This is a genomic window from Streptomyces sp. TRM70350 (genome assembly GCF_019219825.1).
Classification (GTDB): Bacteria; Actinomycetota; Actinomycetes; order Streptomycetales; family Streptomycetaceae; genus Streptomyces.
Map to the genome: position 1 here is coordinate 1 of NZ_JAHUXH010000032.1, position 25171 is coordinate 25171.

Consider the following 25171-nt stretch of genomic DNA (forward strand, 5'->3'; position numbering starts at 1 on the left):
ACGAGCCCGACCGCGAGGACCCGGGCGGTGACTCGTCTGGCCCATCTTCGTGCAGCGGTGTGGGACACGCGGCTCTCCAGGGGGAGGGACGGGGGAAAGAACGTGATCTTGGCGGGACGGTGGACCCGGGGCGTCGTGAGAGAGGGCTCTGGGGCACACGCCTTTGCGGCTACCGCCGTTCTTGTCCGAAATACCGGACTGAGATCGGTTAACCGGTCAGAAGGTAGGGCTGCGACAAACCGCAGGTCAACGGTTTTGTCGTTTCTCGTTGGATTTTGTGCGGCAGAATCAGTTGGGGGCTCCGCGCGCCGTGGCGACGCCGACGAGCCGGCTGTCGAGATGAGGCCGTGGGCCGTGAGCCGTTGGACGCGGGCGTCGGTTGAGGACCCGCCGGACTCTGCCTGTCAGCTCTGTGCCCCTCAATCGGCCGTTCGGCCGGGATCCCGCGTGTGCGGGCTGGTTGTTCATGCCTGTTCGGCCGAGGCAGTGGTCCCTGCCGAGAGGGGAGAGTTGGAGCCCGGTCTCCGCCCCGACCGCGGTGGTACGGCGAAACCGCCGCAGCCACGCCTCCGCCGCCATGTGGCAGGGCCGCACGGGTTCGTCAGGTGACCAGGACAGGAGAGATGGGCATGACTATCCGGGTGGTCGTCGTGGACGACCAGGACATGGTGCGCTCGGGGTTCGCCGCGCTGCTGTCCGCGCAGAGCGACATCGACGTGGTGGGGGAGGCGCCCAACGGCCGACTCGGCGTCGAGGCCAGCCGCAACACGCACCCTGACGTGGTGCTGATGGACGTACGCATGCCCGAGATGGACGGGCTGGAGGCGGCTCGGCGGCTGCTCGATCCGCCGCCCGGCGTCGCGCACCGCTCCAAGGTGCTGATGCTGACCACTTTCGACATCGACGACTACGTCTACGAGGCCCTGCACGCGGGGGCCAGCGGCTTCCTGCTCAAGGACGCCCCGGTCGCCGAACTCGTGCAGGCGGTGCGGGTGATCGCGGCAGGTGATGCGCTGCTCGCCCCGTCCATCACCCGTCGCCTCATCGAGGACGTGGCTCGGCGCCGCCCCGTCCCACGCCCGAACACCCGCCTGCGGCTCAACGGCCTCACGCCACGGGAGTCGGAGGTCCTGCTGCTGGTCGCGGGGCCTGTCGAATAGGGAGATAGCCCGCGACGCTGGTGGTGGCGGAACAGACCGTCAAGACCCACATGACCCGCCTGCTCGCCAAGCTCGGCGCCCGCGACCGGGCCCAACTCGTCGTCATGGCCTACGAGTCGGGGCTGGTCGCTCCGGGAACGTCGGCTGAGCCATGCCCGGCGCGGCTGACTGCGGTCATCACTGGCGGACAATCCCGGCGCATCATCGCGATCCGGGCATCGGTACACCCCGGCCCCCGGGGCTCCGTCACCCCATACCCAGGTGTGACACCGGAGTTGCACCTGGGTATGACATGCCGACTCGTCCCCACGCCCTAGCGTCACCGCGCCCTGATCAACCAGACCGGTTCGCACGGGCGCTCATACGGCAGACCATTGACGTCAACCACATCATCCTGCTCTACCGTGCCTACGCCGACGACCTCGACCGGGCCCGCGAGAAGCAGCGGAGACTGCTCGCGTCGCCGACCTCGCTGAAGGCCCAACTCGACGACATCGAAGCGGAGATCACCTACCTCTTGCTGCGCGAGACCCGACCGGAGACGGTGGTGGAGATCGGCACCTTCCACGGCTGGTGTCCCGGTCCCGGTTCCGGCCGGAACCGGGACACCCGGGTTCGTGGACGCTGACGTGTGCGCTTACTCGGGCAGCGGGAGGTGACCGATCACCTTCTCGCCAACGGCCGCGGACATCCGGAGAGCCTGGTAGCCGTAGCTGCGCATGGCTTCTTCGTAGGCGCTGATGCCGTCCAGGAGTGCCTTGTCGCCCCGCGCGACGGCGAGCAGTTCCCCTCCGAGGACGTGCGCGTCGCGCAGCGCGGTGTTGGCGCCGATGCCCAACGCCGGGCTCATGGCGTGGATGGAGTCGCCCATGACGGTCACGTTCGAGGGATCCCAGGCGGTCACCGGCACACAGCTGCGCAGGGTCAGTGGCTGCACCGTGGCGGTGTCCCACAGCCGCACGGTCTCCACCAGGGCGGGATGCCAGGAGGCCACGCGTTCCAGCGCGTACGTCTTCAGCTGCTCGGGTGTGGCGGCGAACAGCTCGGCGTCGGGCATCATGAGTTCGACGCGGGAGTTGAAGATGCTCAGCGCGTAGTTCTTGGTGGCTTCGTCCTGGAAGTCCTGGTCCTGTTCCTTGACCAGTGCCGAGTCGGGATTGCTGCGCTCCAGCGGGCCCAGGGTGAGTCCGGTGTAGTCGGAGTCGTAGGCCAGCGAGAAGGTGTTGAACAGCTGCGCCGGCAGCTTGGCCTTGGTCTCCTCGGTGATCGGGACCTTCGCGGCGATGTGCCGCGCGGCCAGGTCGGCGACCTTCACCTGCGGCAGCCTCTGGGCTCGCACGGCGGAGTTGATGCCGTCCGCGGCGATCAGCACGTCGGCCTCGACGGTCTCCCCGGTGTCGAGGAGCACGGAGACGGTCGCATCCGGGTTGGAGTGGTATCCGGCGACCTTGGCGCCGAAGTGGACGGCCTTCTCCAGGCCGAGGTAGAGGATCCGGCGCAGTGTCGAGCGGCACACCACCAGGTGCTCGGGGATGTCGGTGGGCACCCCGATGCCTTCGGTGGCGGACTTGTCGCGGCCCGGGCGGAGGTTGAGCTGCTGGTCGAACAGCAGCATGTCGTCGTTGGGCATGCCGGAGGTGGCGAGGAACAGCTCCCACAGCCGCGGCTCCAGGGCGGCGTAGAGGGCGGAGGTGCCGGTGGAGTTGATGTGGATCCGGTAGCCGGCCTCGCGGGCGCCAATGCTCGTGTCGCGCTCGTAGACGGCCACGTTCAGGCCGTGTCGGTTCAGGTAGTGGGCCAGCGTCACCCCGGCGAGGCCGCCGCCGACGATGACGATACGCATCCCAGACAAAAGTACTCCCAGTGCAAATAGTCTCGTACTCGGGAGCACACCGGGCCTCTCCCAGGGAGAGGACGATTGACGCGGCCAGACGTAATCGCCAGTGGCCTGCGCCCCGGATTACCAACCGGGATGCAATTTCGTGTGCTGCAGAATTCGTGCGCTACAGAATTCTACACCTGCATTCCGCCGGTGAGGGGCGGACCGGTTTTGTGACGTACAGCACTTCTTTTGGTTCAGCAGGTCAGATCGTGCGCGAGAGAAGGTCCAGCAGTGCCGCCCAGTGGCGTTCCGTGGCTTCCTGGTCGTAGGCGCGGCATCGGCCCGCGTGAAGCCGTGATGCGCCCCGCGTGCACCTCGCAGCGGTGGCGTACGCCCGCCTCGGCCAGGGCCTTGTTCAGGCGCTCCATCTGCTCGGGCGGCAGTGCGCGGTCCTGGTCGGCGTGGCCGAAGTACAGCTCCGCGGTGATGCGGTCGGCGAGCAGGTGCGGGCTGTCCGGCGCGGTGGAGGCGAGGTTCGCGCCGTGGAAGTGGAGGCGAGGTTCGCGCCGTGGAAACCGGCCGCGGCGGCCACTCGGTCCGGGTACGTCCCGGCCGTGCGCAACGCCAGCCCGGCGCCCATGCAGTAGCCGGTGACGCCGACCGGCCCGCCCCCGACCATCGGGCATTCGGCCAGCCAGCGCAGGTAGGCGTCGGCGTCCCGCATTGCCGACTCCGGCGTCAGGGACCGACGAAGTCGGGCAGGTCGATCACCGGCGCCCGTCCGTGGCGGTAGAAGACGTTGGGTACCAGGACGGTGTACCCGGCCGAGGCCAGGCGGTCGGCCATCTTCTTCAGGCGCGGGCGCAGCCCGAAGGCGTCCATGTAGAGCAGGACGGCGGGGAACGGGCGGGTGCCGTCCGGATGCGCCAGGTAGGCGTCCGTGCTGCCGTCCTGCATGGGAATATCCACCGGTATTCCACGAAAGCGGTCATCTGCATCATCCTTTCCTTGGTGCGAAATTTGGTCGAGGTACCCAAGAGGGAGATCTCGGCATTACGGCTGGTGTCGTGTGTGATCGCGCCGATTCATTCTGTTCCGCCACGGGGCTTCGGTGGCGCCCGTGCGACAGGTGATGCTTCAGCAATTTCAGTGCCTTGACGAAACATGGAAAACCTGGTCAGTGCGATGCTCGCTTTGACGGAAAGGAATAATCCACTCGCTGGCAGTCGGAGGTCGAGCGCGTCGAGGCGTTCGTGGCCCGATGCCTGTCTGTCGCGGCGAGACCCGGGACCCGAGGGGGGAGTACGTGGTCCTGGCCTCGCGCGGGGCGCCGTCCTGTCCCTGCGGAAGGAGCCCCTACCGGCAGGGCCGCTCCGCTCAAGCAACCCCGGGCCGGTACGTCTGTGAGGGCGCGTCGGTCAGGTTTCGCAGTGGACCAGTTCGAGGTCCTGACCTCCAGGTGGTGCCCCCCGCCGACCGTCAAGTGCACGCTCGCCGGGCGGATAGCCGGCGGCGATGACCGTGTACTCGCAGGCGTCCAGGCCGGTGAAGTCGTAACCGCCGTCCGCCCCGGTGATCGCGTCGGCCACCGCGTCCCCGGCGGCGTTCATCAGCGTCACTCGCGCATCCGCCGGCGGCGTGTGGCCGACGTCGGCGCGTACGGTTCCCTGAAGACGTGCGCTCGGCCGCAGCGGTCACCGCGGCAGGCTCCGCGCCCTTGCTACGCCAGGCCTTCGTCGAGAACGCGGGCCACTGCACGTTCAGCACAGGCGAAGGGGGGCGCCGCTCTGCACACCCTGAGACCCGCATCGCCACGGGCCACTGGCAGGGCACCGACCCTGCCACGTTCAACACCCGTGCTACGGAGGCCGATCCGTGCGGGCGGGCGCGTTATGTGTCCTACCAGCCCGCGCCGTACCCGCGCCCCTATGACCTGTCCCACCCCGCCGACCGGTACCGGCCCTGACGCCACGCCACGCCACGCCGCCCGCCGTGCCCGCGGCGGGCGACCGTACCCTTGCCGACGTGACGCTCTCCGAGGTGAACTCCGACGTGGGCGACGGGCACAACGGCATTGCCCCGGACTCGCCTGGCGGACCGCAACTGGCGCCCCCAGTCGTTGTTGCTCGCCTTCTTCGGTGACCACGTCCTCGAAGAGGGCCCGCCGTGCGTGTACTCGGGCAGCATCATCGACGTCCTCGGTCGCGTGGGAGTCGGGGAGCAGGCCGTCCGCTCCACCCTTACCCGCATGGTGGGCCGCGGCCTGCTGCAGCGTCAGCGGCAAGGGCGCCGCATGTACTTCGGCCTGACCCCGCACGCGGCCCAGATCCTCCACGACGGCCGGAAACGCGTCTGGGGGACCAGCGCGGTCAACGACGACTGGGACGGAACCTGGACCCTGCTGGGCTTCCCGCTGCCCGAAGCTGGCAGCGTCAGCGCCACGACCTGCGCTCGCGGCTCACCTGGTCCGGATTCGGTCCTCTCTACAGCGGGCTGTGGATCGCGCCGGGTGGTGTCGAGGTCTCCGAGATCGTCGCCGAGCTCGGCATCGCAGCCCATGTCAAGATCTTCCACGTGCGCGCCGACGCCGCCACCGACGTCGACGTGATGATCCGCGACACCTGGGATCTGGAGACCATCGCCGCCCGCTACACCGCTTTCGAAAACCGATGGATCACCCACGTCGGCGATCCGTCCGTCGACCCGCTGGCCACCCACCTGCGCCTGGTCGCCCAGTGGCTGGGCGCCATCCGCACGGATCCCCGGCTGCCCGTCCGGTATCTGCCACCTGACTGGCCCGCCCGATCGGCGGAGGAGACCTGCCGGCGCATCGCGGAACAGACGGAAGAGCCTGGCCGCCGGGTGGCCGCCGAGCTGCTGGAGACGACGCCTGTGGAACCTTCGTGAGCATGGGTGATGCCGACTGACCGCCTGACGGCCGTGAGCCCGGCCAGGCACCAGCCGTCTTTTCTCCTACCCTCTTGACACCTTCTTGCGATCCTTCTAACGTCTGGCCGAATTCTCGGACACTGTTCAAAATACCGAACAAAATGGGTAGTTGGTCCTCGGGTGCCTCCCGTGCCGCCGAAGGGCCATGACACGACGTGAGCCGCATGACCCGACCTTCCCGCCCAGGCGTCGCGAGCCGTTGACAAGCTCCACCGTGACGCCATGGCCCGCCCTGTCCCGTTGTCCTCTTCCGCGTCAAGGAGCCGCATCCGTCATGGGCATTTCAGGCAGTAGCTCTGCTCTCGTCCGCCGGCTGTGTGCCACCGCGACGGCGCTCACCGTCGTCATCGGCGGTGTGACGGTCGGGACGGTGGTGGCCGCGCCCGCCGCGCAGGCGGCCACGACGACGTTCACGAACCCGCTCAACAGCTCCGGCGCGGACCCGTACATGACCTACTACAACGGCAGCTACTATCTGATGACGACGCCGTACAGCGGGCAGCTGACGATGCGGAAGGCGCCCACCATCGAGGCGTTGAAGGCAGCCGCACCGGTACCGGTGTTCAGCGCCCACGCGACCGGCCGTGACCGCTACATCTGGGCTCCGGAGATGCACCTGCTCGACGGCCCCAACGGCAAACGCTGGTACATCTACTACTCCGCCGGTACGGGTGACATCGAGGACCAGCGCGTGCACGTGCTGGAGAGCGCCGGCACCGACCCGCTCGGCCCGTACACGTACAAGGGCATGATCTTCGGCGCGAACGACTGGTGGGGCATCGACGGCAGCGTGGTCACCATCGACGGCCGGCTGTACTTCACCTGGTCGGGGGTGCCGACGCCGCAGTGGGCCGGATCCGACCCGAGCATCTACATCGTCGAGTTGAGCAATCCGTGGACCGTGACCGGGTCCCGTGCGCAGATCTCCACCCCGACCTACTCCTGGGAGAAGCAGGACACCCCGATGAACGAGGGCCCGGTCGCGTTGCAGCACGACGGGAAGACGTTCATCACCTATTCGGCGAGCGCCTGCCAGGGGCCCGACTACAAGCTGGGCCTGCTTACCCACACCGGCGGCGACCCGCTGAACGCGAGTTCCTGGGTGAAGAGCCCGGAGCCGGCCTTCCAGCGCAATGACGCGAACAGCGTGTACGGCCCGGGCCACAACGGCTTCTTCCGGTCCCCGGACGGCACCGAGGACTGGATCGTCTACCACGCCAACTCCTCGTCCTCCCAGAGCTGCGGCACCACCCGCACCACCCGGATCCAGAAGATCACCTGGAACGCGGACGGATCCCCGAACCTCGGCGTCCCGGTGGCGACCGGCACCGCGCTGACCGTTCCGTCCGGCGAGCCTTCGGTGACGTACTACCGGCTGACCAACCGCAACAGCGGAAAGGTCATGGACGTCCAGGCACCCAACACCGACAACGGGGTAAAGGTCGGGCAGTACACCTGGAACGGCAAGGCCTGGCAGCAGTGGCGCTTCGTTGACGTGGGCGACGGCTACTTCCAGATCGAGAGCCTCAACAGCGGCAAGTGCCTGGATGTGAGCGGCGTGTCCACCGCCGACGGTGCCGGCATCATCCAGTACCCCTGCCACTCCGGCAGGAACCAGCAGTTCCAGTGGGTCGCCACCGACGGGTACCACCAGCTCAGGGCCCGCCACAGCGGCAAGTGCGTCAACGTCGTCGGCGCCACGACCGAGAACCTCGCCCTGCTCGAACAACGAACCTGCGGCACAGCCGCCAGCTTCCACTGGTCACGTAACTGACGACCAAACAGGCGGCACTACAACCCCGATCCCACTCCCTCCTGATTGAGGCACCCGTAGAAAGACAGGGAATACACATGTCCGCGTTTCTCGCCCGGCTGGTGGCGATACTGTCCGCCGCCTGCCTGCTCTTCACATGCCAAGGCCTGATCATCCCCGAGCGGGCCGCCGCCGCCGACCCGGGCTACCTGATGGTGCACTTCACCGGGGAGGGGTCGACCAACCAGCAGATGTACCTCTCGCACAGCACGGACGGCCTGAACTGGAACGACCTCAACGGTGGAGGCATGGTCCTGCGCTCCACGGTCGGCACGAAGGGGGTGCGCGACCCCGCCCTGGTCCGCGCCCCGGGCGGTGACAAGTACTGGATCATCGCGACCGACCTGTGCATCGACTGCGGGCAGTCGTGGGGCGACGCCATCAACGACGGCAGCCGCAGTCTCGTGGTGTGGGAGTCGACGGACCTGGTCACCTGGTCGCAGCCGTGGCTGCTCAACGTCGCCGGCGCGATCCCTGACGGGCGCAACGCGTGGGCGCCGGAGGCGATCTGGGACCCGGCCAGCAACGACTACGTCCTGTACTGGGCGACGAACAAGCCCCTCAACGGCGCGACGAAGCACCGCATCTACTACGCCCACACCAGCGACTTCCGCTCCATCACCACCCCGCAGACCTACATCGAGCGCCCCGGCAGCCAGGAAATCATCGACACCCAGATCATCGAGGTGCCGACAGGCGTCGGCAACTACCGCTACGTGCGCGCCTCCGGCGACGGTCAGATCACGCTCGAAGGCAGCAACTCGATCCTCGGGACGTGGACCAACCTCGGCAACCTCTCCGGCATCGGCCTCACCGGCTCACAGGTCGAAGGCCCGATGTGGATGAAGTTCAACGGTCGCAACGAGTGGGGCCTCTACCTCGACCAGTACGCCACCGGAGGCGGATACATGCCGGTCACGACGACCGACCCCTCCAATCCCGCCGCTTACCAGAAGCAGACGTCGGGAAGCTACAACATGGGCGGCACGAAGAAGCGCCACGGCTGGATCCTGAACCTGACGGCCGCCGAGGAGAGCCGCGTGCTCGCACGCTGGCCCAACACCGCGATCAACCGGCTCCAGTCGTACAACTTCCAGGACCGGTACGTCCGGCACACCAACTTCGACGTGCGCATCGACCCGAACATCACCGGTCCGGACGCCCAGTTCCGGCTGAGGACCGGCCTGGCGGGCTCCGGCACCGTCTCCTTCGAGTCGGTGAACTTCCCCGGCTACTTCCTGCGGCACTCCGGCTTCGACTTCCAGCTGGCCTACAACGACGGCACCACCGCCTTCGCCGCGGACGCCACCTTCCGCCAGGTCGCCGGGCTGGCCGACGCGGCGTGGTCGTCGTTCCAGTCGTACAACTACCCGGACCGGTACATCCGCCACTACGCCTACCAACTGCGGCTCGACCCGATCACCAACGCGACGGGGCGCGGCGACGCAACCTTCCGCGTGACGAGCTGACCCGCGCCGACAGGGATACCGGCGCCCTCACCGCGCCCCCACCTGCCCCCGCCCTCCAGCGGGGGCAGGTGCACGTGGGAGGCCTTGTCAGGGACGTCGCAGCTCCGCGGTTGCCTGGCGGTCGGTCGGACGTATCAGGAGTCCGCGGGCGGCGAAGAGTTGCCGAGCCTGGAGAAAAGTGTCCGACCTGTCGGACGCTGTTCGAAAACTATTGACGTTGATCGTGTCCCAATTCACACTCGCCAACGCGATGTCAGACGGGCGGACATCAGCACGTCGGTCGAGGCCTCGCGCACCCTGCCTCACCCATGTCTTCTTCAGGGGATGTGAACCCATGCACAGCGTGAGACCTCAGCGCCGCCGAAGATTCGGGCAGAGCGCTCTGGCCGCAGTGGCCGCCGCCGTCTCGCTTCTGGTGGGCGTCGTCGGCCCGGCGGCTCCCGCCCAGGCGGCGGAGATCACCGACGGCCTGGCTCTCTGGTACAAACTCGACGCCACCTCGGGCACCGTGGCGGCGGACGCCTCGGGCAACGGCCGGGACGGAACCGTCAACGGCACCGCGGGCTGGTCGGGCGCCGGGGAAGGGCTCACGTTCAACGGCTCCGACACCTACATCAAGGTGCCGGACAACATCATGAGCGGCATGAACGCGATCACCGTCTCGTTGGACGTGCAGATCGACGCCGCCCAGGCCACGCCGTACTTCCTCTACGGCTTCGGCAACACCGCCAACGGCACCGGCAACGGGTACCTGTTCACCACCGGCAACTCGTTCCGGACCGCCATCGCCTCCGGGAGCTACACCACCGAGCAGAACACTCAGGCGTCCGCCACGCTGCAGCGCTCGGTCTGGAAGCATGTCACCTACACCCAGACCGGCAACACGGGCGTCCTCTACCAGGACGGCGTGGAGGTGGCCCGCAACACGTCGGTCACCATCACCCCCGGTTCCATCGGGTCCGGCACCACCACGGCCAACTACATAGGCAAGTCGCTCTACACCGGTGACAAGCTCTTCAAGGGCAAGATGCGCGACTTCCGGGTCTACAACCGCGCGCTGGCGCCCGGCGAGGTTCTCGAACTCAGCGGGAACACCACGGGCATCGCCAAGGCCACCCACCCCGCGCTGAAGATCGACGCCGTCATCGACGACGCCAACAGCAGGATCACCCTCCCGCTGACCGAGGGCACCGACCTCACCGCGCTCGCCCCGCAGTTCACCCTCGCCAACGGCGCGTCCATCAGCCCGACCTCCGGCACCCTGCGCGACTTCACCGCGCCCGTGACGTACGAGGTGACCGGCTCGGACGGTGCGAAGCGCACCTGGACGGTCGAGGCGCTGGTCATGAGGAGTCCGGTCCTGCCGGGGCTCAACGCCGACCCGAACATCGTCAGGTTCGGCGACACCTACTACATCTACCCGACCACCGACGGCTTCGCGGGCTGGAGCGGTACGCAGTTCAAGGCGTACTCCTCCAAGGACCTGGTCCACTGGCAGGACCACGGCGTCATCCTCGACCTCGGACCAGACGTCAGCTGGGCCGACAGCAGAGCCTGGGCCCCGGCGATCGAGGCGAAGAACGGCAAGTACTACTTCTACTTCTGCGCCGACGCGAACATCGGTGTCGCGGTCTCCGACTCGCCCACCGGCCCGTTCAAGGACGCCTTGGGCAAGCCGCTGCTGAAGGCCGGTGACTACACGGGCCAGATGATCGACCCGGCGGTCTTCACCGACGACGACGGCCAGTCGTACTTCTACTGGGGCAACGGCAGGGCGTACGTCGTCCCGCTGAACGACGACATGGTGTCCTTCGACGCCTCCAAGGTCACCGACATCACCCCCAGCGGCTACAGAGAGGGTGCCTTCGTCGTCAAGCGCAAGGGCACCTACTACTTCATGTGGTCGGAGAACGACACCCGGGACGAGAACTACCGCGTCGCCTACGCCACCGGGGCCTCGCCCACCGGTCCCTGGACCAAGCGAGGCGTGATCCTGGAGAAGCGCCTCGACCTGGGCATCAAGGGGCCCGGCCACCACTCCGTGGTGCAGGTGCCGAACACCGACGACTGGTACGTCGCGTACCACCGTTTCGCCATCCCCGGCGGTGACGGCACCCACCGCGAAACCACCATCGACAGGATGGAGTTCGACTCCAGCGGCCTGATCAAGAAGGTCGTCCCCACCCTGAGCAGCATCGACCCGGTCTCCGGCGGCACCACCCTGCCGACAAACACCACCCGCTCGCTCGAGTCGGCCAACTTCAGCGGCCGCTACGCCGTCGTGCGGTCGGACAGCCGCGGCTACCTCGACCCGGTGACGTCCTCCAGCACCACGGCGGTCGAGCAGAGCGCCACCTTCACCGTCGTCCCCGGCCTGACCGACTCCAAGTGCTACTCGTTCCGTGACTCGTCCGGCCGCTACCTGCGCCACATGGACTTCCGGGTCCGCTTCGACGCGAGCAACGGCACGACACTCTTCAACAAGGACGCCACCTACTGCGCCCGGCCGGGTTCGGCCACTGGCTCGGTCAGCCTGGAGTCGTACAACTACCCCGGCCGCTACCTCCGCCACTACAACTACGAGCTGCGCGTCGACCCCTACCAGGACAACGCGACCTTCCGCGCCGACAGTTCCTTCAGGGCGGTCAGCCCCTGGGCCTGATCACATTCCCTCGCTCGACAGGTGACCCGCACGGCTCTTCCGTGCGGGTCACCTGTCTGCCGTGCGGGTGACCAAGAGAGCCGGCAGTCGGCCCACCAGGCTGCCATCGTGTTCAAGCTGGTCGAGTCCGCCCAGGTCCGCTGGCGCGCTGTGAACGTACCCCCTGGCGCCTATTGCACGCGGGATGGCGAGCGTCATGGCGGTGTTTCGGGGGAGAAAGCACCGTGCGGTAGTTGCCGTCGAGTTCTTGACGCGCTGGGGAGGAACTGCTGGAAGGAGACCACGGACGTGCCAGGCCCCTTGCGTCGACTCGCTCTGTGCCCGATCCCTATCCCGGGGAGTCGCTGTTGAGCTGGGCGGACGCGCTCGCGCGACTCAACCAGGTCTCCCGGACCGTCGCACTGCGGATGGCGGGTATGGCTGACTCCAGTTCAGTGTCGGACATATTCGGTTACCACGTCAGCGACGCCTTCGTTCGAGCGGTACGGCACACCACCGGGGTGACGGAGGAACAGGTGCGAGGCATGACGCTCGCTCACTACGCGGGAAGGGCACCGGACCCGCTGCCGCAACACGAGCCGGAAGGACAAGACCTCCTCGCCAGGTGGAGATACCGGCAGCGGATGGTGCTGCGCCAGTGCTCGAACGCCTGCCCGGCATGCCTGCGGGAGAACCGTGCCCGATGGCTCCTGAAGTGGCCGCTGGCCTGGTCCTTCGCATGCGTGGAGCATGGGCGCTACCTGATCTCGACGTGCCGGGGCTGTGGCGCCGTCCTTCATCTGTGAACATGGCTTCCCGCTCACGGAGTTCGCGCAACAAGTCGGTGCTCTGACCCACTGCGCCGGCACCACCCGAGGCCGGTTCCCACCCCACCGCAGAACCCAACCGCACGACGGACAGCGGTCCATCAGCATCACCTGGTGTTCGGGGCACACTGCCGCGCACGACAGCTTCCACCACAGTTGCCACACCCCACCCGACACGAGCAGACAGCACGGGCACGCACGGCTGCCGTACACCGTCACCCACTCCCGTCCCTCCGATGGCAGGTGCGCCTTGCCCGCCGAGAGCACCGCCGCCACGCTCAACGGCCCGCCCTCGAAAACGGACAGGTGCATCCCGTCCGCCAGGCCGCCAGGTACACCCGTCGCCGCGTAGACGGTCTGCCGGGCCGCCTCATCGGACCGCACCCCGAACACGGGAGTCCGGACCTCCCCCGAGACCCCCGCGGGCGAAGTCCCATCAGGTTGGCGACCTCCGCCGGCGGACACCGGTTCACTCGCGCCATCCGGTCCACCCATGACCCGAATGTCTCACCCGCTCGCGGAGCCGTGACCAGCGCTAATCGGCGGGGCAGCACCCATTCACTCTCCGAAAGTGATCTACGTCACTATCAGGGTTCACGCTATCAAGTGCACTATCACTTTGAGGTTCACACTCTCATTTCAAGCCTCCGCTCTCAAATCGAACCGGATCATGAGATGTCCCTTGCCCGGCCTGTATAACGTCATGCAGAGTTCTTGGTGTCTGAATAGGTTGGCAATGCTCGGGCGTTGATCCGTGGTTACGGATGACCGGTGGGCAAGATCCGGTGTTCTGATTGAGGAGGGTTCGCGCGTTATGTCGTCTCGGATCGTGGACACCCCGGAGGGTGCCGCGACGGGCCCCGTGGTCCTGGACGGGCGCGGAATGGGCGTCGCGGACGTCGTCCGCCTGGCCGACGGCCACGCGCGGCCGGTGCCGGGGACCGAGGCCATGAAACGCGCCGAGGAGTCCTGGGACTCCGCCCGCATGATCGCCGCGACCGGACGCGTGTACGGCCGCTCCACCGGCGTCGGCGCCAACCGGAACGAGCCCGTGCCCACCGAGGACGCCGCCGCGCACGGGCTGCGGCTGCTGCGCAGTCACGCCGGGGCCATCGGCGAGGAGCTGCCCGCGCGGCAGGTGCGGGCGATGCTCGCCGTACGCGCCAACCAGCTGCTGGCGGGCGGCGCCGGGCTCAGGCCGTCCGTCGTGACCGCGCTGTGCGAGGCGCTGGAGAGCGGGGCGTACCCGGTGGTGAACGAGTTCGGGTCGGTCGGCACCGGGGACATCGCCGCACTCGCCCAGGTGGGGCTGGCGCTGGCGGGGGAGCATCCCTGGCGGGGAGCGGGCGCGCCCGAGGCGCAGCCGCTGGACAACAACGACGCGCCGGCGCTGATCAGCAGCAACGCCCTCACCCTGGCCCAGTCCGCGCTCGCCCTGCACGAACTGCGCGGCCTGCTCGCCGCCACCCAGGTCGTCGCCGCGCTGTCGCTGCTGGCCGTCGACGGCTCGCACGAGGCGTACGCCGCCCCCGTGCACGCCGCCCGCCCGCACCGGGGCACGGCCGATGTCGCCCGCCGGATGCGGCGGCTGATCGGCGCCGCCGACCGGCCGCACCCGCCGCTCGGCCGGATCCAGGACCCGTACGGCTTCCGCTGCCTGCCTCAGATCCACGGCCCCGCGCACGACGCCGCCGACGCCCTGGAGGACGTCCTCACCGTCGAGATCAACGCGGCCGCCGAGAACCCGCTGATCTCCCCCGAGGACATGGCCGCCTACCATCACGGCGGCTTCTACCAGGCCCAACTCGCCCTCGCCCTGGACCACTTCAGGCTCGCCACAACGCAGGTGGCCAGGCTGTCGACGTCCCGGCTGTCGACGTTGAACGAGCCCGCCTTCACCCGCCTGCGCCCCTTCCTCGCCGACCACGAGCCCGCGTCCTCCGGGGTGATGATCCTGGAGTACGCCGCCGGGGCCGCCCTCGGTGATCTGCGCGCCTTCTCCGCGCCCGCGTCGCTCGGCCACGCTGTACTCTCCCGAGGCGTCGAGGAACAGGCCGGCTTCGCCTCGCTCGCCGCACGTCAGACACTGCGCGCGTGCGGCGCGTACCGTCTCGTCGTCGGCTGCGAACTCGTCGCCGCCGTACGGGCGTTGCGCCGGCGCGACCTCCGCCCCGCACCGGACCTGCCGGCGGGCCGGGCGCTGGAGCTCGCCGAGTCGGTGCTGGACGCGGACCCGGCCGACCGGCCGCTCACGCACGACGTGACGGTGGCGGCCGAGCTGCTCGATGGCTTCACGGACATCTGGAGGGGGAGCACGTCATGAGCGCGGACACCAACACGGGTGTGCCGGACAGCCCTGCCGCCCGGCTGCAGGCGCTCTTCGAGGGGCACCGGCTCACACCGACCCAGCGGCGCATCGCGCACAGCATGGTGCGGCGGGCCGCCGACGTGCCCTTCCTGTCCAGCGTCGAGCTGGCCGAACTGGCCGGGGTCAGCCAGCCGTCCGTCACCCGCTTCGCGGTCGCCCTCGGCTTCGACGGCTACCCCGCCCTGCGCAGGCACCTGCGCGAGGTCGCGCCCGCCGAGCAGCCGGCGGACACGGCGTCGTACAACGAGTACCAGCAGGCCGTCGAGGCCGAGATCGAGAACCTCAAGCACCTCGCCGAACTGCTCGCCGATCCACGGCCCGTGCAGGAGGCCGGACGGCTGCTGGCCGCCTCCCGCCCGCTGCCGGTGCTGGGCCTCAGGGCGGCCGCCTCCCAGGCGTACGGCTTCGCGTACTTCGCCGCCAAGGTCCATCCGGACGTACGGCTGCTCAACGAGGGCGGCACGATGATCCACGACCGGATCGACGGGGCCGTCCGGGCGGGCGCCTCGGCGCTGCTGTGCTTCGCGCTGCCCCGGCATCCCCGGGAGGTCGTGGACACCCTGGCCTACGCGAAGGAGGCCGGGCTGACGGTGGTGACCGTCGCCGACTCGGCCTTCGCGCCGGTCGCCAAGGTGTCCGACCTGCTGCTGCCCGCCGCCGTCGGCACCGGGCTCGCCTTCGACACGGCGTGCGCGCCGATGCTGCTGGGGCGGGTGCTGCTGGAGGCGATGTGCGACGACCTGCCGGACGCGCAGGCGCGGCTGGAGGAGTTCGACGCGCGGGCGGCGGCGCGGGGACTGTTCGTGGAGTGAGCGGGCGGCCCGTGCCTTCTCAGACTCGTCTCACCTTGCCTCGCTAGCGTGCGTGTTCTATGACCTGAGTCTTAGGACTGAGGCAACGTTGGACACGTGAGACGGGAGGCTGAACGTGGCGCGCGGAGGACAGGGGCTGGCTCGGGTGGCCTGCGTCGTACGGGCCGGGGCCGCACCACTGTGGTGGCTGGGCGTGTTCGCGGCCGGCATCGGCGTGCTGGTGCCGGGACTGACGGGACGCCGGATCGGCGTCATGGCCGGGGCCGCGCTGTTCATCCTGGCGGCGGCCGTCGTGACGTACGCGCGCCGCAGACGGTACGCCGCCCTTGCCCGCGGCGCCGCCCGCGCCGCCAAGCAGGACGTGCTCCAGGACCGCGCGGTGACCGTACGGAACTGGCGGCGCGGGCACCGCTGGTGGCTGCTGCTCGCCTTCCTCGCCGCGCTCGGCAGCTCCTACGCCGTGCCCGCGGCGGGCGGGCTGCTGCTCGCCGGGTGCGGTGCGGGCCTGTGGCTGAAGGCGGCGTGGCTCGGGCGGCGCGAGCGGGCCGAGGAAGCGCTGCTGTGGGTGCGCGTCGACTGGCTGAGCGGGGGCGCGGGCCGTCCGGTCGGCAAGGCCGTGAAGGCCTTCCGCAGCACGGGCATCGCGGCGGGCGACGCGGCGCCGGGCGGTTCCCGTCGCCGCACCGCCGCGCTGGTCTGACCGCCGGTCAGACCTCGAGCACTTCCTCGATCCGGCGCAGCTGGTGGCGGGCCATCGCGAGGTTGGCGCGCTTGGCGTCCAGGACGAGGTAGAGGAAGAGTCCGTTGCCGCCGCGGCCGCTGAGCAGGCGGATCAGGTGGTACTGGTCCGTCAGCGTGATCAGGATGTCCTCGATCTGGCCCTTGAGCCCGAGGTGCTCCATCGTGCGCATCTTGGCGCGGACCACGTCGGTGTTGCCGGCGGCGGCGACGTTGAGGTCGAAGCTCTTGCTGCCGCCCATCGTGCCCAGGGCCATGCCGCTGGTGTAGTCGACGAGGGCGACTCCGGTGGCGCCCTCGATGGAGGCGAGGGCTTCCTTGAGGGCGGTCTCGGTGTTGGCCATGGTGGCGGGGTTCCTCTCAGCTTTCCGTGGTGGTGGGTGTGTTCGTGGGGGTGCGGGGGGTTCGGCGGACGGGCTGCCTCTGGCGGGTGGGGGCCGCCGCGGGCTGCGGGGGGACGGTGGGTGGGACCGGGGGCAGGTTGTCGACCAGCTCGCCGATGCGGGCGCCGGCGCGGCGGCCCTCCAGGTGCAGTCGGCCGACGTTGACGCGGTCCTCGGCGAGTAGCGTCAGGACGGCGGTGCGGCCCGCGGCGTACGTCGCCACATAGCCGCGGGCGCCGCGGACCAGCAGTTCGCGCAGGTCGCCCCGGCCGGTCGCGTCCGTGACCCGTACCGCGACGCCGAGTGCGGCGGCGGTGAGCGCGGCGAGGCCCTCCGGCTCGACGCCGGGGGTGTCGTGGGCGATGACCAGGCCGTCCACGCCGGCGGCGAGGGCGCCGGTCAGCTGGGGGACGCGGGCTCTCAGCCGGTGGAGCTCGTCGAGGATCGGCGGTTCCACCGCCATCAGGGCTCTCCTTTCGGCGGGTGGTCGAGGCGGGTGTCGCGGGGTGGGGGGTGGTCGCGTGGGTTCTGGTGGCCTGGGTTGTGGTGGCGTGGGGTGCGGTGGCCTGGGGAGTGCTGGCGTGGGTGGTGGCGATGTGGGTTGCGGTGGCATCGGTTGGCGCGGTGCGGGCTGCCGCGGTCGCTGCCGCTCAAAGGGCCTCCAGCGCATCCCTGACCCTTTTCAGCAGTGCGATGTCGGGGTGTTGGGCGATGCGGGGACCGACGGGCGTGATGCCGGGCGGGGGTGTGGAGGCGGCGGTGCGTCGGTCGAGGGCGTCGACGGAGGAGGGGCGTTCGGGAGCGGTGGGGGCGGGGTGTCCGGGCGTGGTGGGCGCGGGGTGTCCGGCGGCGGTGGGGGCACCGTGGCCCGGGTTCGTGTGTTGGGGCTGGGAGTGGCCTGTGGCCGGGGCTGTGTGTTCGGGCCGGGAGGTGCCCGTGCCCGGGCCCGTGTGCTCGGGCCAGGAGGTGCCCGTGCCCGGGTCCATGTGTTCGGGCCAGGAGACGCCCGTACCCCGGTGTGCCGGGCGGGGGGCCACCAGGCCCGCTGCCGCCAGGCGGCGTATGGCCACCAGGGTGTGGAAGGCCGGTCTGCCCAGGTCGCGGGCGATGTCCGTCGCCGTGCGCAGGCCGTCCACGCGGGCCAGGACCGCGCTCTGCCGGGGTGGGACCGTCGGGGCGGCGGCGGTGCCGAGGCGTTCCAGGGGCGCGCTGTCGGTCGCCGGGTCCGGCCAGATGCGGTGCAGCAGGGCCCGGCGGCGGAGCGTCTCGTGTTCGACGGCGCCGACCGGGACCGGGTGCACGGAACCGAGCCAGTGCGTGGTGCCGTACCGGAAGCGGCCCGGGATGCTGCTGGGCGCGAGCGCGAAGTACGCCGCGTCGTACAGCGCGCTGAGGTGGCACAACTCCAGTGCGCCCGGGGCGATCCGCCCGCCGTCGAGGAAAAGACGGCCGGCGCTGTCCGGCTCGCCTGCCCGGTCGACGGCGTCCTGCCAGGCCCGGGCGTCGAGGGTGCCGTGCGCCGTGAGCAGTATGTCGAGGCCGGGCGCGAGGGGACTCTCGGCGTGCACCACCCGGCCCTCGGCGAGATACAGGGTGCCGGTCGCGCGGACCAGGACGCCGGTGGCGCGCTCGGCGGCGAGGCGGGTGAGCATCGGGGAGACGCCGCCGGTCCGGTACCGGGCCGCCTTGTCCCGTACCGGCAGTCTGGGCGGCGGGGTGGTGCCGACCACGCTCATCCCAGCACCAGCCGTCCGGCCATCTCGCCCAGCCGGATCCGGGCCAGCGCGAGATTGCCGTCCGCCCGGGCCAGCCACAGGTGCAGGAAGACGCTGCTGTCGAACGAGGTCCGCACGAACCGCAGGACGTGGTAGCTGTCCCGGTTGCTGAGGATCAGGTCCTCGACCGGCGGATCGGCGTCCTCCGCCTCGGCGTCCCCCGGTGCGAACGCCCGCTGCTCGGCGGCCAGCCGGGCCAGTTCCGCGGCCTCGGCGGCCGCCGCCTCGTGATCGCCGCCCGGCGGTTCGCCGACGGTGCCCAGAGCCAGTCCGCTCGTCCAGTCGACCAGCGCGGCTCCCCGGGCTCCGGGCAGCCGCATGGCCTCCAGTAAGCACTCGTCGATTCCGGGCACCCTGGACTCCCCTCCTGCCGGGGTTCGGCTGAGTGACCCAGAGACTACGCAACGTGTGTGCGACGGGTGAGCGTTCTGGCATTTTCCAGCGGAACATGCGCCGAGTGACTAGGGTCAGTCAACTGACGTCGTTTGCGAGCGAGTTGATCAGCCCTCGGGAAGGGCGGTGAGCGCGGCCGCGTGCGCCCCGCCCGATTCGGCCACGATCTCGTCGAGCGTCTGCGCGGTGCGTACGGTCGCGAAGGTCATGCCTCCCGCGCCGTCCGGGGCGAAGCCGTAGATCCCGGGCCGCGCGAGGGAGTTGTACGCGTAGTGGTGGGCGAAGTAGTACGCGCCCGTGTCCAGCGCCGCCGCGTAGTCCCCCTGCTCCAGCAGCGGCAGTTCGCGCCCCTCGGCCAGCAGGTCGCCCGCGAAGCACGCCGGTCCCGCCACGTCCTGCACCACAGCGGGCCCCTCCTTCGGCCGCCCCTTGCCGTCGTACGCGGCGATCCGCAGCGGCCACGACCCCGGCGCGTACACCGTCCGCGTCGCCACCTGCACGCCCGCGTGCGTCACCGCCACCGGTCGCCCGCCCGCGCTCTTGGCGTACTCCACCCGCGCCACCACCGTCCCGTGCTTGGCCAGCAGCGACCGCCCGAACTCGGTCACCAGCCCGTACCGCCCGTCGAACAGCCCCGGCACCGCCTCCCTCAGCATCCGCGCGTACTGCGCGTACGTCGGTGTCGTCGCCTCCGAGGCGAAGTTCACCGGCAGTCCGCCGCCGATGTCGACCGTGTCGACCTGCGGCCGCCCGATCCGCCGGTTGATCTCCTCCGCCAGCGCGTACGTCGCCGCCACGCCCTCGATCATCCGCGACAGCGGGATGCCCTGCGACCCGGTGTGCGCGTGCAGCCGCGTCAGCCACGGGCGCTCGGCGTACGCCCGCACCACCCACTCGCGCGCGCCCTCGTCGCGCAGCGCCACCCCGAACTTCGAGGTCGCCGTGGCGGTGGACAGCGCCTCGATGGAGCCGCCGCCGATCTGTGGATTCACCCGGATCCCGAGGGCGGAGCGGCTCGGTGCCATGGGGGTACCTCCCACGCCTCTCGGGCTGTGGGGGAGCATGAGGGCGTCGATGCGGGCCAGCTCCTGCGGGTTGTCCGCGTTGACGGCGATCCCCAGCGCCAGCGCCTCCCGCAGCTCCGCCGGTGTCTTCGCGGGCGAGTCCAGCACCGTCCGCTCCGGCGCCACCCCGGCCGCCCGGGCCAGCGCCAGCTCGCCGGGGCTGGCCACCTCCGCGCCGATGCCCTCGTCGCGCAGCAGCCGCAGCACCGGGACCAGCGGGTTGGCCTTCACCGCGAAGGCGTGCAGCACGGGCGTGCCGGGTGCCACCACCGCGTCGAACGCCGCGCGCAGCTCCGCCGCCGACTCCCGGATGCCGGTGACGTCGAGCAGGCCGGCGATGGGGGTGTCCGGCCCCAGCAGCCCCTGCTCCACGGCGGCCCGCACCGCCTCGTCCCGCCGCACCGACCGCTCGCCGCCGCCCGCCCGGCCTTCATGAACGTCGTGCACGTCGTCCCCCGTCCTGTCGATGCCTGACACCGATGCCTGAGTCCATACATCCAGCCAAACACCCCCCGCGGTGCCGTGTCGGGGGACCCCGCTATTGACTAGCTCTATTCATCTCGCCAGGATGTGAATAACCGCAGCAACATTCCGCAGGGAGCTCCGCGAGAGCAGCAACCAGGAGGCAGACCATGTCAGGACCCCGCCCCGTCCGAGCGCCGCGCGGCACGGAACCGAGCGCCCTGGGCTGGCAGCAGGAGGCTGCCCTGCGGATGCTGCAGAACAACCTCGACCCCGAGGTCGCCGAGCACCCCGACAAGCTCGTCGTCTACGGCGGCACGGGCAAGGCGGCGCGGGACTGGCGGTCCTTCGACGCGATGGTGCGGACCCTGAAGGGGCTGAAGCAGGACGAGACGATGCTCGTCCAGTCCGGCCGCCCGGTCGGCGTGATGCAGACCCACGAGTGGGCGCCGCGGGTCCTCATCGCCAACTCCAACCTCGTCGGCGACTGGGCCAACTGGGAGGAGTTCCGCCGCCTGGAGGCCCTCGGCCTGACCATGTACGGGCAGATGACCGCCGGTTCCTGGATCTACATCGGCACCCAGGGCATCCTCCAGGGCACCTACGAGACCTTCGCCGCCGTCGCCGCGAAGAAGTTCGGCGGTTCGCTGGCCGGGACGATCACCCTGACGGCCGGGCTCGGCGGGATGGGCGGCGCCCAGCCGCTCGCCGTCACCATGAACGACGGCGTGGCGATCTGCATCGACTGCGACCCGAGGGCGATCGAGCGGCGCATCGAGCACCGCTACCTCGACATCAAGGCCGACTCCCTCGACCACGCCCTCCAGCTGGCGGTTGAGGCCCGCGACGCGCGCCGCCCGCTGTCCATCGGCGTCCTCGGCAACGCCGCCGAACTCGTCCCGCAGCTCCTCGCCATGGGCGCCCCCATCGACATCGTCACCGACCAGACCTCGGCGCACGACCCGCTGGCGTACCTGCCGCTCGGCGTCGACTTCGACGAGATGGCCTCGTACGCGGCGAAGGACCCGGCGGGCTTCACCACGCGGGCGCGTGAGTCGATGGCCCGGCATGTCGAGGCGATGGTGGGCTTCATGGACGCCGGTGCCGAGGTCTTCGACTACGGCAACTCCATCCGCGGTGAGGCACAACTCGCGGGCTACGACCGGGCGTTCGCCTTCCCCGGCTTCGTCCCCGCCTACATCCGCCCACTGTTCTGCGAGGGCAAGGGCCCCTTCCGCTGGGCGGCCCTGTCCGGCGACCCCGCCGACATCGCCAAGACGGACCGGGCCATCCTCGACCTGTTCCCCGAGAACGAGTCCCTCGCCCGATGGATCCGCATGGCCGGGGAGCGGGTGCACTTCCAGGGCCTGCCCGCCCGGATCTGCTGGCTCGGGTACGGCGAGCGCGACAAGGCCGGTGAGCGGTTCAACGACATGGTCGCGAGCGGGGAGCTGGCCGCGCCGATCGTCATCGGGCGCGACCACCTCGACTGCGGCTCCGTGGCCTCCCCCTACCGGGAGACCGAGGCCATGCTCGACGGCTCCGACGCGATCGCCGACTGGCCCCTGCTGAACGCCATGGTGAACGTGGCCTCGGGCGCCTCCTGGGTGTCCATCCACCACGGCGGCGGCGTCGGCATGGGACGGTCCATCCACGCCGGTCAGGTGACGGTGGCCGACGGCACGGCCCTGGCCGGGGAGAAGATCCGGCGGGTGCTGACGAACGACCCCGGGATGGGCGTCATCCGGCACGTGGACGCGGGCTACGACATCGCGGAGTCGGTGGCGTCGGAGCGGGGTGTGCGGGTGCCGATGCGTGAGGGTGAGCAGGCGTGACCCGGCACGACGGCGGCAACCGTCCGGCAGGGGCCGCGGCTTCGCCGCCGGGTGCGGCGTCCTCGCCGGGGCCGGGCCCGGGTGGCGCTTCCTTCCACGAGATGTGGCGCGAGCTGCTCCCCATCGGCCGGCATCCCGACACCCGCGGCTACCGCCGCTACGCCTGGACCGGCGCCGACGCCGAGTGCCGGGACTGGTTCCGGGCGCAGGCCGAGACGCGCGGGCTCGCCCACGAGGTCGACCGCAACGGCAACCAGTGGGCCTGGCTCGGGGATCCCGCCCAGGGGGACGCCGTCGTCACGGGGTCCCACCTCGACTCCGTGCCCGATGGCGGGGCCTTCGACGGCCCCCTCGGGGTCGTGTCCTCCTTCGCTGCGCTCGACGAACTGCGCGGCCGCGACGTGCGCTTCACCAAGCCCCTCGGCATCGTCAACTTCGGCGACGAGGAGGGCGCCCGCTTCGGGCTCGCCTGCGTCGGCTCCCGGCTCGCCGCCGGGCGGCTCACCGTCGAGCAGGCGCACCGGCTGACCGACGGCGACGGGACCACGCTGCCGCAGGCCATGGCGGCCGCCGGGTACGACCCCGACGCCATCGGGCCCGACCCCGAGCGGCTCGCCCGCATCGGGGCCTTCGTCGAGCTGCATGTCGAACAGGGCCGCGCCCTGGACCTGTCCGGCGACCAGGTGGGCATCGCCAGCGCCATCTGGCCGCACGGACGGTGGCGGTTCGACTTCCGGGGCGAGGCCAACCACGCCGGCACCACCCGGCTCGCCGACCGGCGCGACCCCATGCTGCCGTACGCCGAGACCGTCCTCGCCGCCCGCCGCGAGGCCCGGCTCGCCGGCGCCGTCGCCACCTTCGGCAAGATCGCCGTCGAGCCCAACGGCGTCAACGCCATCCCCTCCCTGGTGCGCGGCTGGCTCGACTCCCGTGCCGCCGACCAGCGGACCCTCGACACCGTCGTCACCGGGATCCAGCAGGCGGCCCGCGAATACGCCGAGGCGCACGGCGTCGACCTCGACGTCGTGCGGGAGTCGTTCACGCCGGTCGTCGAGTTCGACCACGCCCTGCGTGACGAACTGGCCCGCATCCTGGGCAAGGACACCGACCTCAAGGTCCCCGTCCTGGGCACCGGCGCCGGACACGACGCCGGGATCCTGTCCGGGACGGTCCCGACCGCCATGCTGTTCGTGCGCAATCCCACCGGCGTCTCGCACTCCCCGGCCGAGTTCGCGGCCGAGGACGACTGCGTGGCCGGAGTGACCGCACTCGCCGACGTACTGGAAGGGCTGGCCTGCGCGTGACACGGACGTACTGGCTGGAGCACGCCTGGCTCGGCACCCACGTCGAGCCGGGAGTCGCCGTCGACACCAAGGACGGCCGGATCACCGCCGTTCACCAGAAAACCGATGCCCCGCCGCCGGGCGCCGAGACCCTCCGGGGCCTCACCCTGCCCGGCCTCGCCAACGCCCACAGCCACGCCTTCCACCGGGCCCTGCGCGGCACCGTGCAGGTCGGCTCCGGCACCTTCTGGACCTGGCGCGAGGTCATGTACGCCACCGCCGACCGGCTCACCCCGGACACGTACCACGCCCTGGCCAGAGCGGTCTACGCCGAGATGGCCCTCGCCGGCATCACCGCCGTCGGCGAGTTCCACTACGTCCACCACGCCCCCGGCGGCACCCCCTACGCCGACCCCAACGCCATGGGCGAGGCCCTCATCGCGGCCGCCGCCGAAGCCGGGATCCGCATCACCCTCCTCGACACCTGCTATCTCTCCTCCGGCTTCGGACAGCCGCCGGGCGCCCACCAGCTCCGCTTCTCCGACCGGACCGCCGAGAAATGGGCCGAACGCTGTTCAGTTCTCAAGGAACGGGATCACGCACGGATCGGGGCGGCCATCCACTCCGTACGGGCCGTGCCCGCCGACCAGTTGGCGACCGTGGCGCGGTGGGCCGAGGAGCGGCGGGCCCCGCTGCATGTGCACCTGTCCGAGCAGACCGCCGAGAACGACGCCTGCCGGGAAGTCCACGGCTGCACCCCGACGCAGCTCCTCGCCCTGCACGGCGTGCTCGGACCGCGCACCACCGGCGTCCACAACACCCACCTCACCGCCGAGGACATCTCTCTCATCGGCGGCAGCGGAACCGGCACCTGCATGTGCCCGACGACCGAGCGGGACCTCGCCGACGGCATCGGACCCGCCGTCGCCCTCCAGAACGAAGGCTCCCCCCTCTCCCTCGGCTCCGACAGCCACGCCGTCATCGACCTGCTCGAAGAGGCCCGCGCGATGGAGCTGAACGAGCGGCTGCGCAGCCGCACCCGCGGCCACTGGACGGCCGCCGCGCTGCTGCGGGCCGCCACGGCGGACGGGCACGCCGCGCTCGGCTGGGCGGACGCGGGCACGCTGGAGCCAGGCGCGCTCGCCGACCTCACGACGATCGCGCTCGACTCGGTCAGAACAGCGGGGCCACTGCCCAGGCTCGGCGCCGAGACGGCCGTATTCGCCGCGACGGCAGCGGACGTACGCCATACGGTCGTCGGCGGGCGGCATGTCGTACGCGACGGGGCGCACACCCTCGTACCCGATGTGCCGCAGGCACTCGCGCAAGCCGTCGACGCCCTGCGCGCCTGACGACCGCCGACCCGAGCCCCCACGA

18 protein-coding genes and 3 pseudogenes are annotated in these 25171 nt (G+C 70.4%); 13 read left to right on the top strand and 8 right to left on the bottom strand.

Annotation, left to right across the window (positions count from 1 at the left end):
- Positions 1-629 precede the first annotated feature (629 nt).
- Positions 630-1297, top strand: a pseudogene (locus KWI83_RS31670) (response regulator); the annotation flags it as partial.
- Between the two features lie 155 nt (positions 1298-1452).
- Complete coding sequence (locus KWI83_RS39260; RefSeq protein WP_256363076.1) at positions 1453-1788, top strand: hypothetical protein; 336 nt, start codon at positions 1453-1455, stop codon at positions 1786-1788.
- Positions 1789-1797: 9 nt separating this feature from the next.
- On the opposite strand, the gene KWI83_RS31680 is transcribed toward KWI83_RS39260, so the two are convergent.
- From KWI83_RS31680 to KWI83_RS31690, 3 genes and pseudogenes are all read right to left on the bottom strand, one after another.
- Complete coding sequence (locus tag KWI83_RS31680; RefSeq protein ID WP_218517831.1) at positions 1798-3003, bottom strand: NAD(P)/FAD-dependent oxidoreductase; 1206 nt, start codon at positions 3001-3003, stop codon at positions 1798-1800.
- Positions 3004-3244: 241 nt separating this feature from the next.
- Positions 3245-3939, bottom strand: a pseudogene (locus KWI83_RS31685) (dienelactone hydrolase family protein).
- 461 nt (positions 3940-4400) lie between these two features.
- Complete coding sequence (locus tag KWI83_RS31690) at positions 4401-4673, bottom strand: carboxypeptidase-like regulatory domain-containing protein (protein WP_218517882.1); 273 nt, start codon at positions 4671-4673, stop codon at positions 4401-4403.
- Positions 4674-5055: 382 nt separating this feature from the next.
- Here KWI83_RS31690 and KWI83_RS31695 point away from each other — a divergent pair.
- The 8 genes and pseudogenes from KWI83_RS31695 to KWI83_RS31735 all read left to right on the top strand — a co-directional run bounded on the left by KWI83_RS31695 (position 5056) and on the right by KWI83_RS31735 (position 16561).
- Positions 5056-5889, top strand: a pseudogene (locus KWI83_RS31695) (PaaX family transcriptional regulator C-terminal domain-containing protein).
- A gap of 316 nt (positions 5890-6205) precedes the next feature.
- Positions 6206-7705, top strand: a complete 1500-nt coding sequence (locus KWI83_RS31700) for a family 43 glycosylhydrolase (RefSeq protein ID WP_218517832.1) — start codon at positions 6206-6208, stop codon at positions 7703-7705.
- Positions 7706-7782: 77 nt separating this feature from the next.
- A complete protein-coding gene (locus KWI83_RS31705; protein ID WP_218517833.1) occupies positions 7783-9213 on the top strand; it encodes a glycoside hydrolase family 43 protein in 1431 nt (476 codons plus the stop codon).
- A 343-nt stretch (positions 9214-9556) separates the two neighbouring features.
- Positions 9557-11875 (top strand): family 43 glycosylhydrolase, encoded by a 2319-nt coding sequence (locus tag KWI83_RS31710; protein ID WP_374106414.1) that lies wholly within the window; start codon positions 9557-9559, stop codon positions 11873-11875.
- 317 nt (positions 11876-12192) lie between these two features.
- A complete protein-coding gene (locus KWI83_RS40470; RefSeq protein WP_218517834.1) occupies positions 12193-12660 on the top strand; it encodes a TniQ family protein in 468 nt (155 codons plus the stop codon).
- An 835-nt stretch (positions 12661-13495) separates the two neighbouring features.
- Positions 13496-15004 carry an aromatic amino acid ammonia-lyase gene (locus tag KWI83_RS31725; protein ID WP_218517835.1) on the top strand — a complete coding sequence of 503 codons (1509 nt, stop codon included), beginning with the start codon at positions 13496-13498 and terminating at the stop codon, positions 15002-15004.
- A complete protein-coding gene (locus tag KWI83_RS31730; RefSeq protein ID WP_218517836.1) occupies positions 15001-15861 on the top strand; it encodes a MurR/RpiR family transcriptional regulator in 861 nt (286 codons plus the stop codon). The genes KWI83_RS31725 and KWI83_RS31730 overlap by 4 nt, the downstream gene beginning before the upstream one ends.
- Positions 15862-15976: 115 nt before the next feature.
- On the top strand, positions 15977-16561 hold the full coding sequence (locus KWI83_RS31735) for a hypothetical protein (RefSeq protein ID WP_218517837.1): 585 nt from the start codon (positions 15977-15979) through the stop codon (positions 16559-16561).
- Positions 16562-16568: 7 nt separating this feature from the next.
- Here KWI83_RS31735 and KWI83_RS31740 read toward each other — a convergent pair whose 3' ends face one another.
- From KWI83_RS31740 to KWI83_RS31760, 5 genes are all read right to left on the bottom strand, one after another.
- A complete protein-coding gene (locus KWI83_RS31740; RefSeq protein WP_218517838.1) occupies positions 16569-16943 on the bottom strand; it encodes a hypothetical protein in 375 nt (124 codons plus the stop codon).
- 16 nt (positions 16944-16959) lie between these two features.
- On the bottom strand, positions 16960-17445 hold the full coding sequence (locus KWI83_RS31745) for a roadblock/LC7 domain-containing protein (RefSeq protein ID WP_218517839.1): 486 nt from the start codon (positions 17443-17445) through the stop codon (positions 16960-16962).
- Positions 17446-17632: 187 nt separating this feature from the next.
- Complete coding sequence (locus tag KWI83_RS31750; RefSeq protein ID WP_218517840.1) at positions 17633-18718, bottom strand: hypothetical protein; 1086 nt, start codon at positions 18716-18718, stop codon at positions 17633-17635.
- Positions 18715-19110, bottom strand: a complete 396-nt coding sequence (locus KWI83_RS31755; protein WP_141311409.1) for a hypothetical protein — start codon at positions 19108-19110, stop codon at positions 18715-18717. The genes KWI83_RS31750 and KWI83_RS31755 overlap by 4 nt, the downstream gene beginning before the upstream one ends.
- 147 nt (positions 19111-19257) lie before the next feature.
- Positions 19258-20661 carry a diaminopimelate decarboxylase gene (locus tag KWI83_RS31760; protein WP_218517841.1) on the bottom strand — a complete coding sequence of 468 codons (1404 nt, stop codon included), beginning with the start codon at positions 20659-20661 and terminating at the stop codon, positions 19258-19260.
- A gap of 185 nt (positions 20662-20846) precedes the next feature.
- Here KWI83_RS31760 and hutU point away from each other — a divergent pair, with 185 nt between their 5' ends.
- The 3 genes from hutU to KWI83_RS31775 all read left to right on the top strand — a co-directional run bounded on the left by hutU (position 20847) and on the right by KWI83_RS31775 (position 25146).
- On the top strand, positions 20847-22511 hold the full coding sequence (gene hutU / locus KWI83_RS31765) for a urocanate hydratase (RefSeq protein ID WP_218517842.1): 1665 nt from the start codon (positions 20847-20849) through the stop codon (positions 22509-22511).
- Between the two features lie 101 nt (positions 22512-22612).
- Positions 22613-23815 carry an allantoate amidohydrolase gene (locus KWI83_RS31770; protein ID WP_218517884.1) on the top strand — a complete coding sequence of 401 codons (1203 nt, stop codon included), beginning with the start codon at positions 22613-22615 and terminating at the stop codon, positions 23813-23815.
- Complete coding sequence (locus KWI83_RS31775) at positions 23806-25146, top strand: formimidoylglutamate deiminase (RefSeq protein WP_218517885.1); 1341 nt, start codon at positions 23806-23808, stop codon at positions 25144-25146. The genes KWI83_RS31770 and KWI83_RS31775 overlap by 10 nt, the downstream gene beginning before the upstream one ends.
- The last annotated feature ends 25 nt before the right edge of the window (positions 25147-25171 follow it).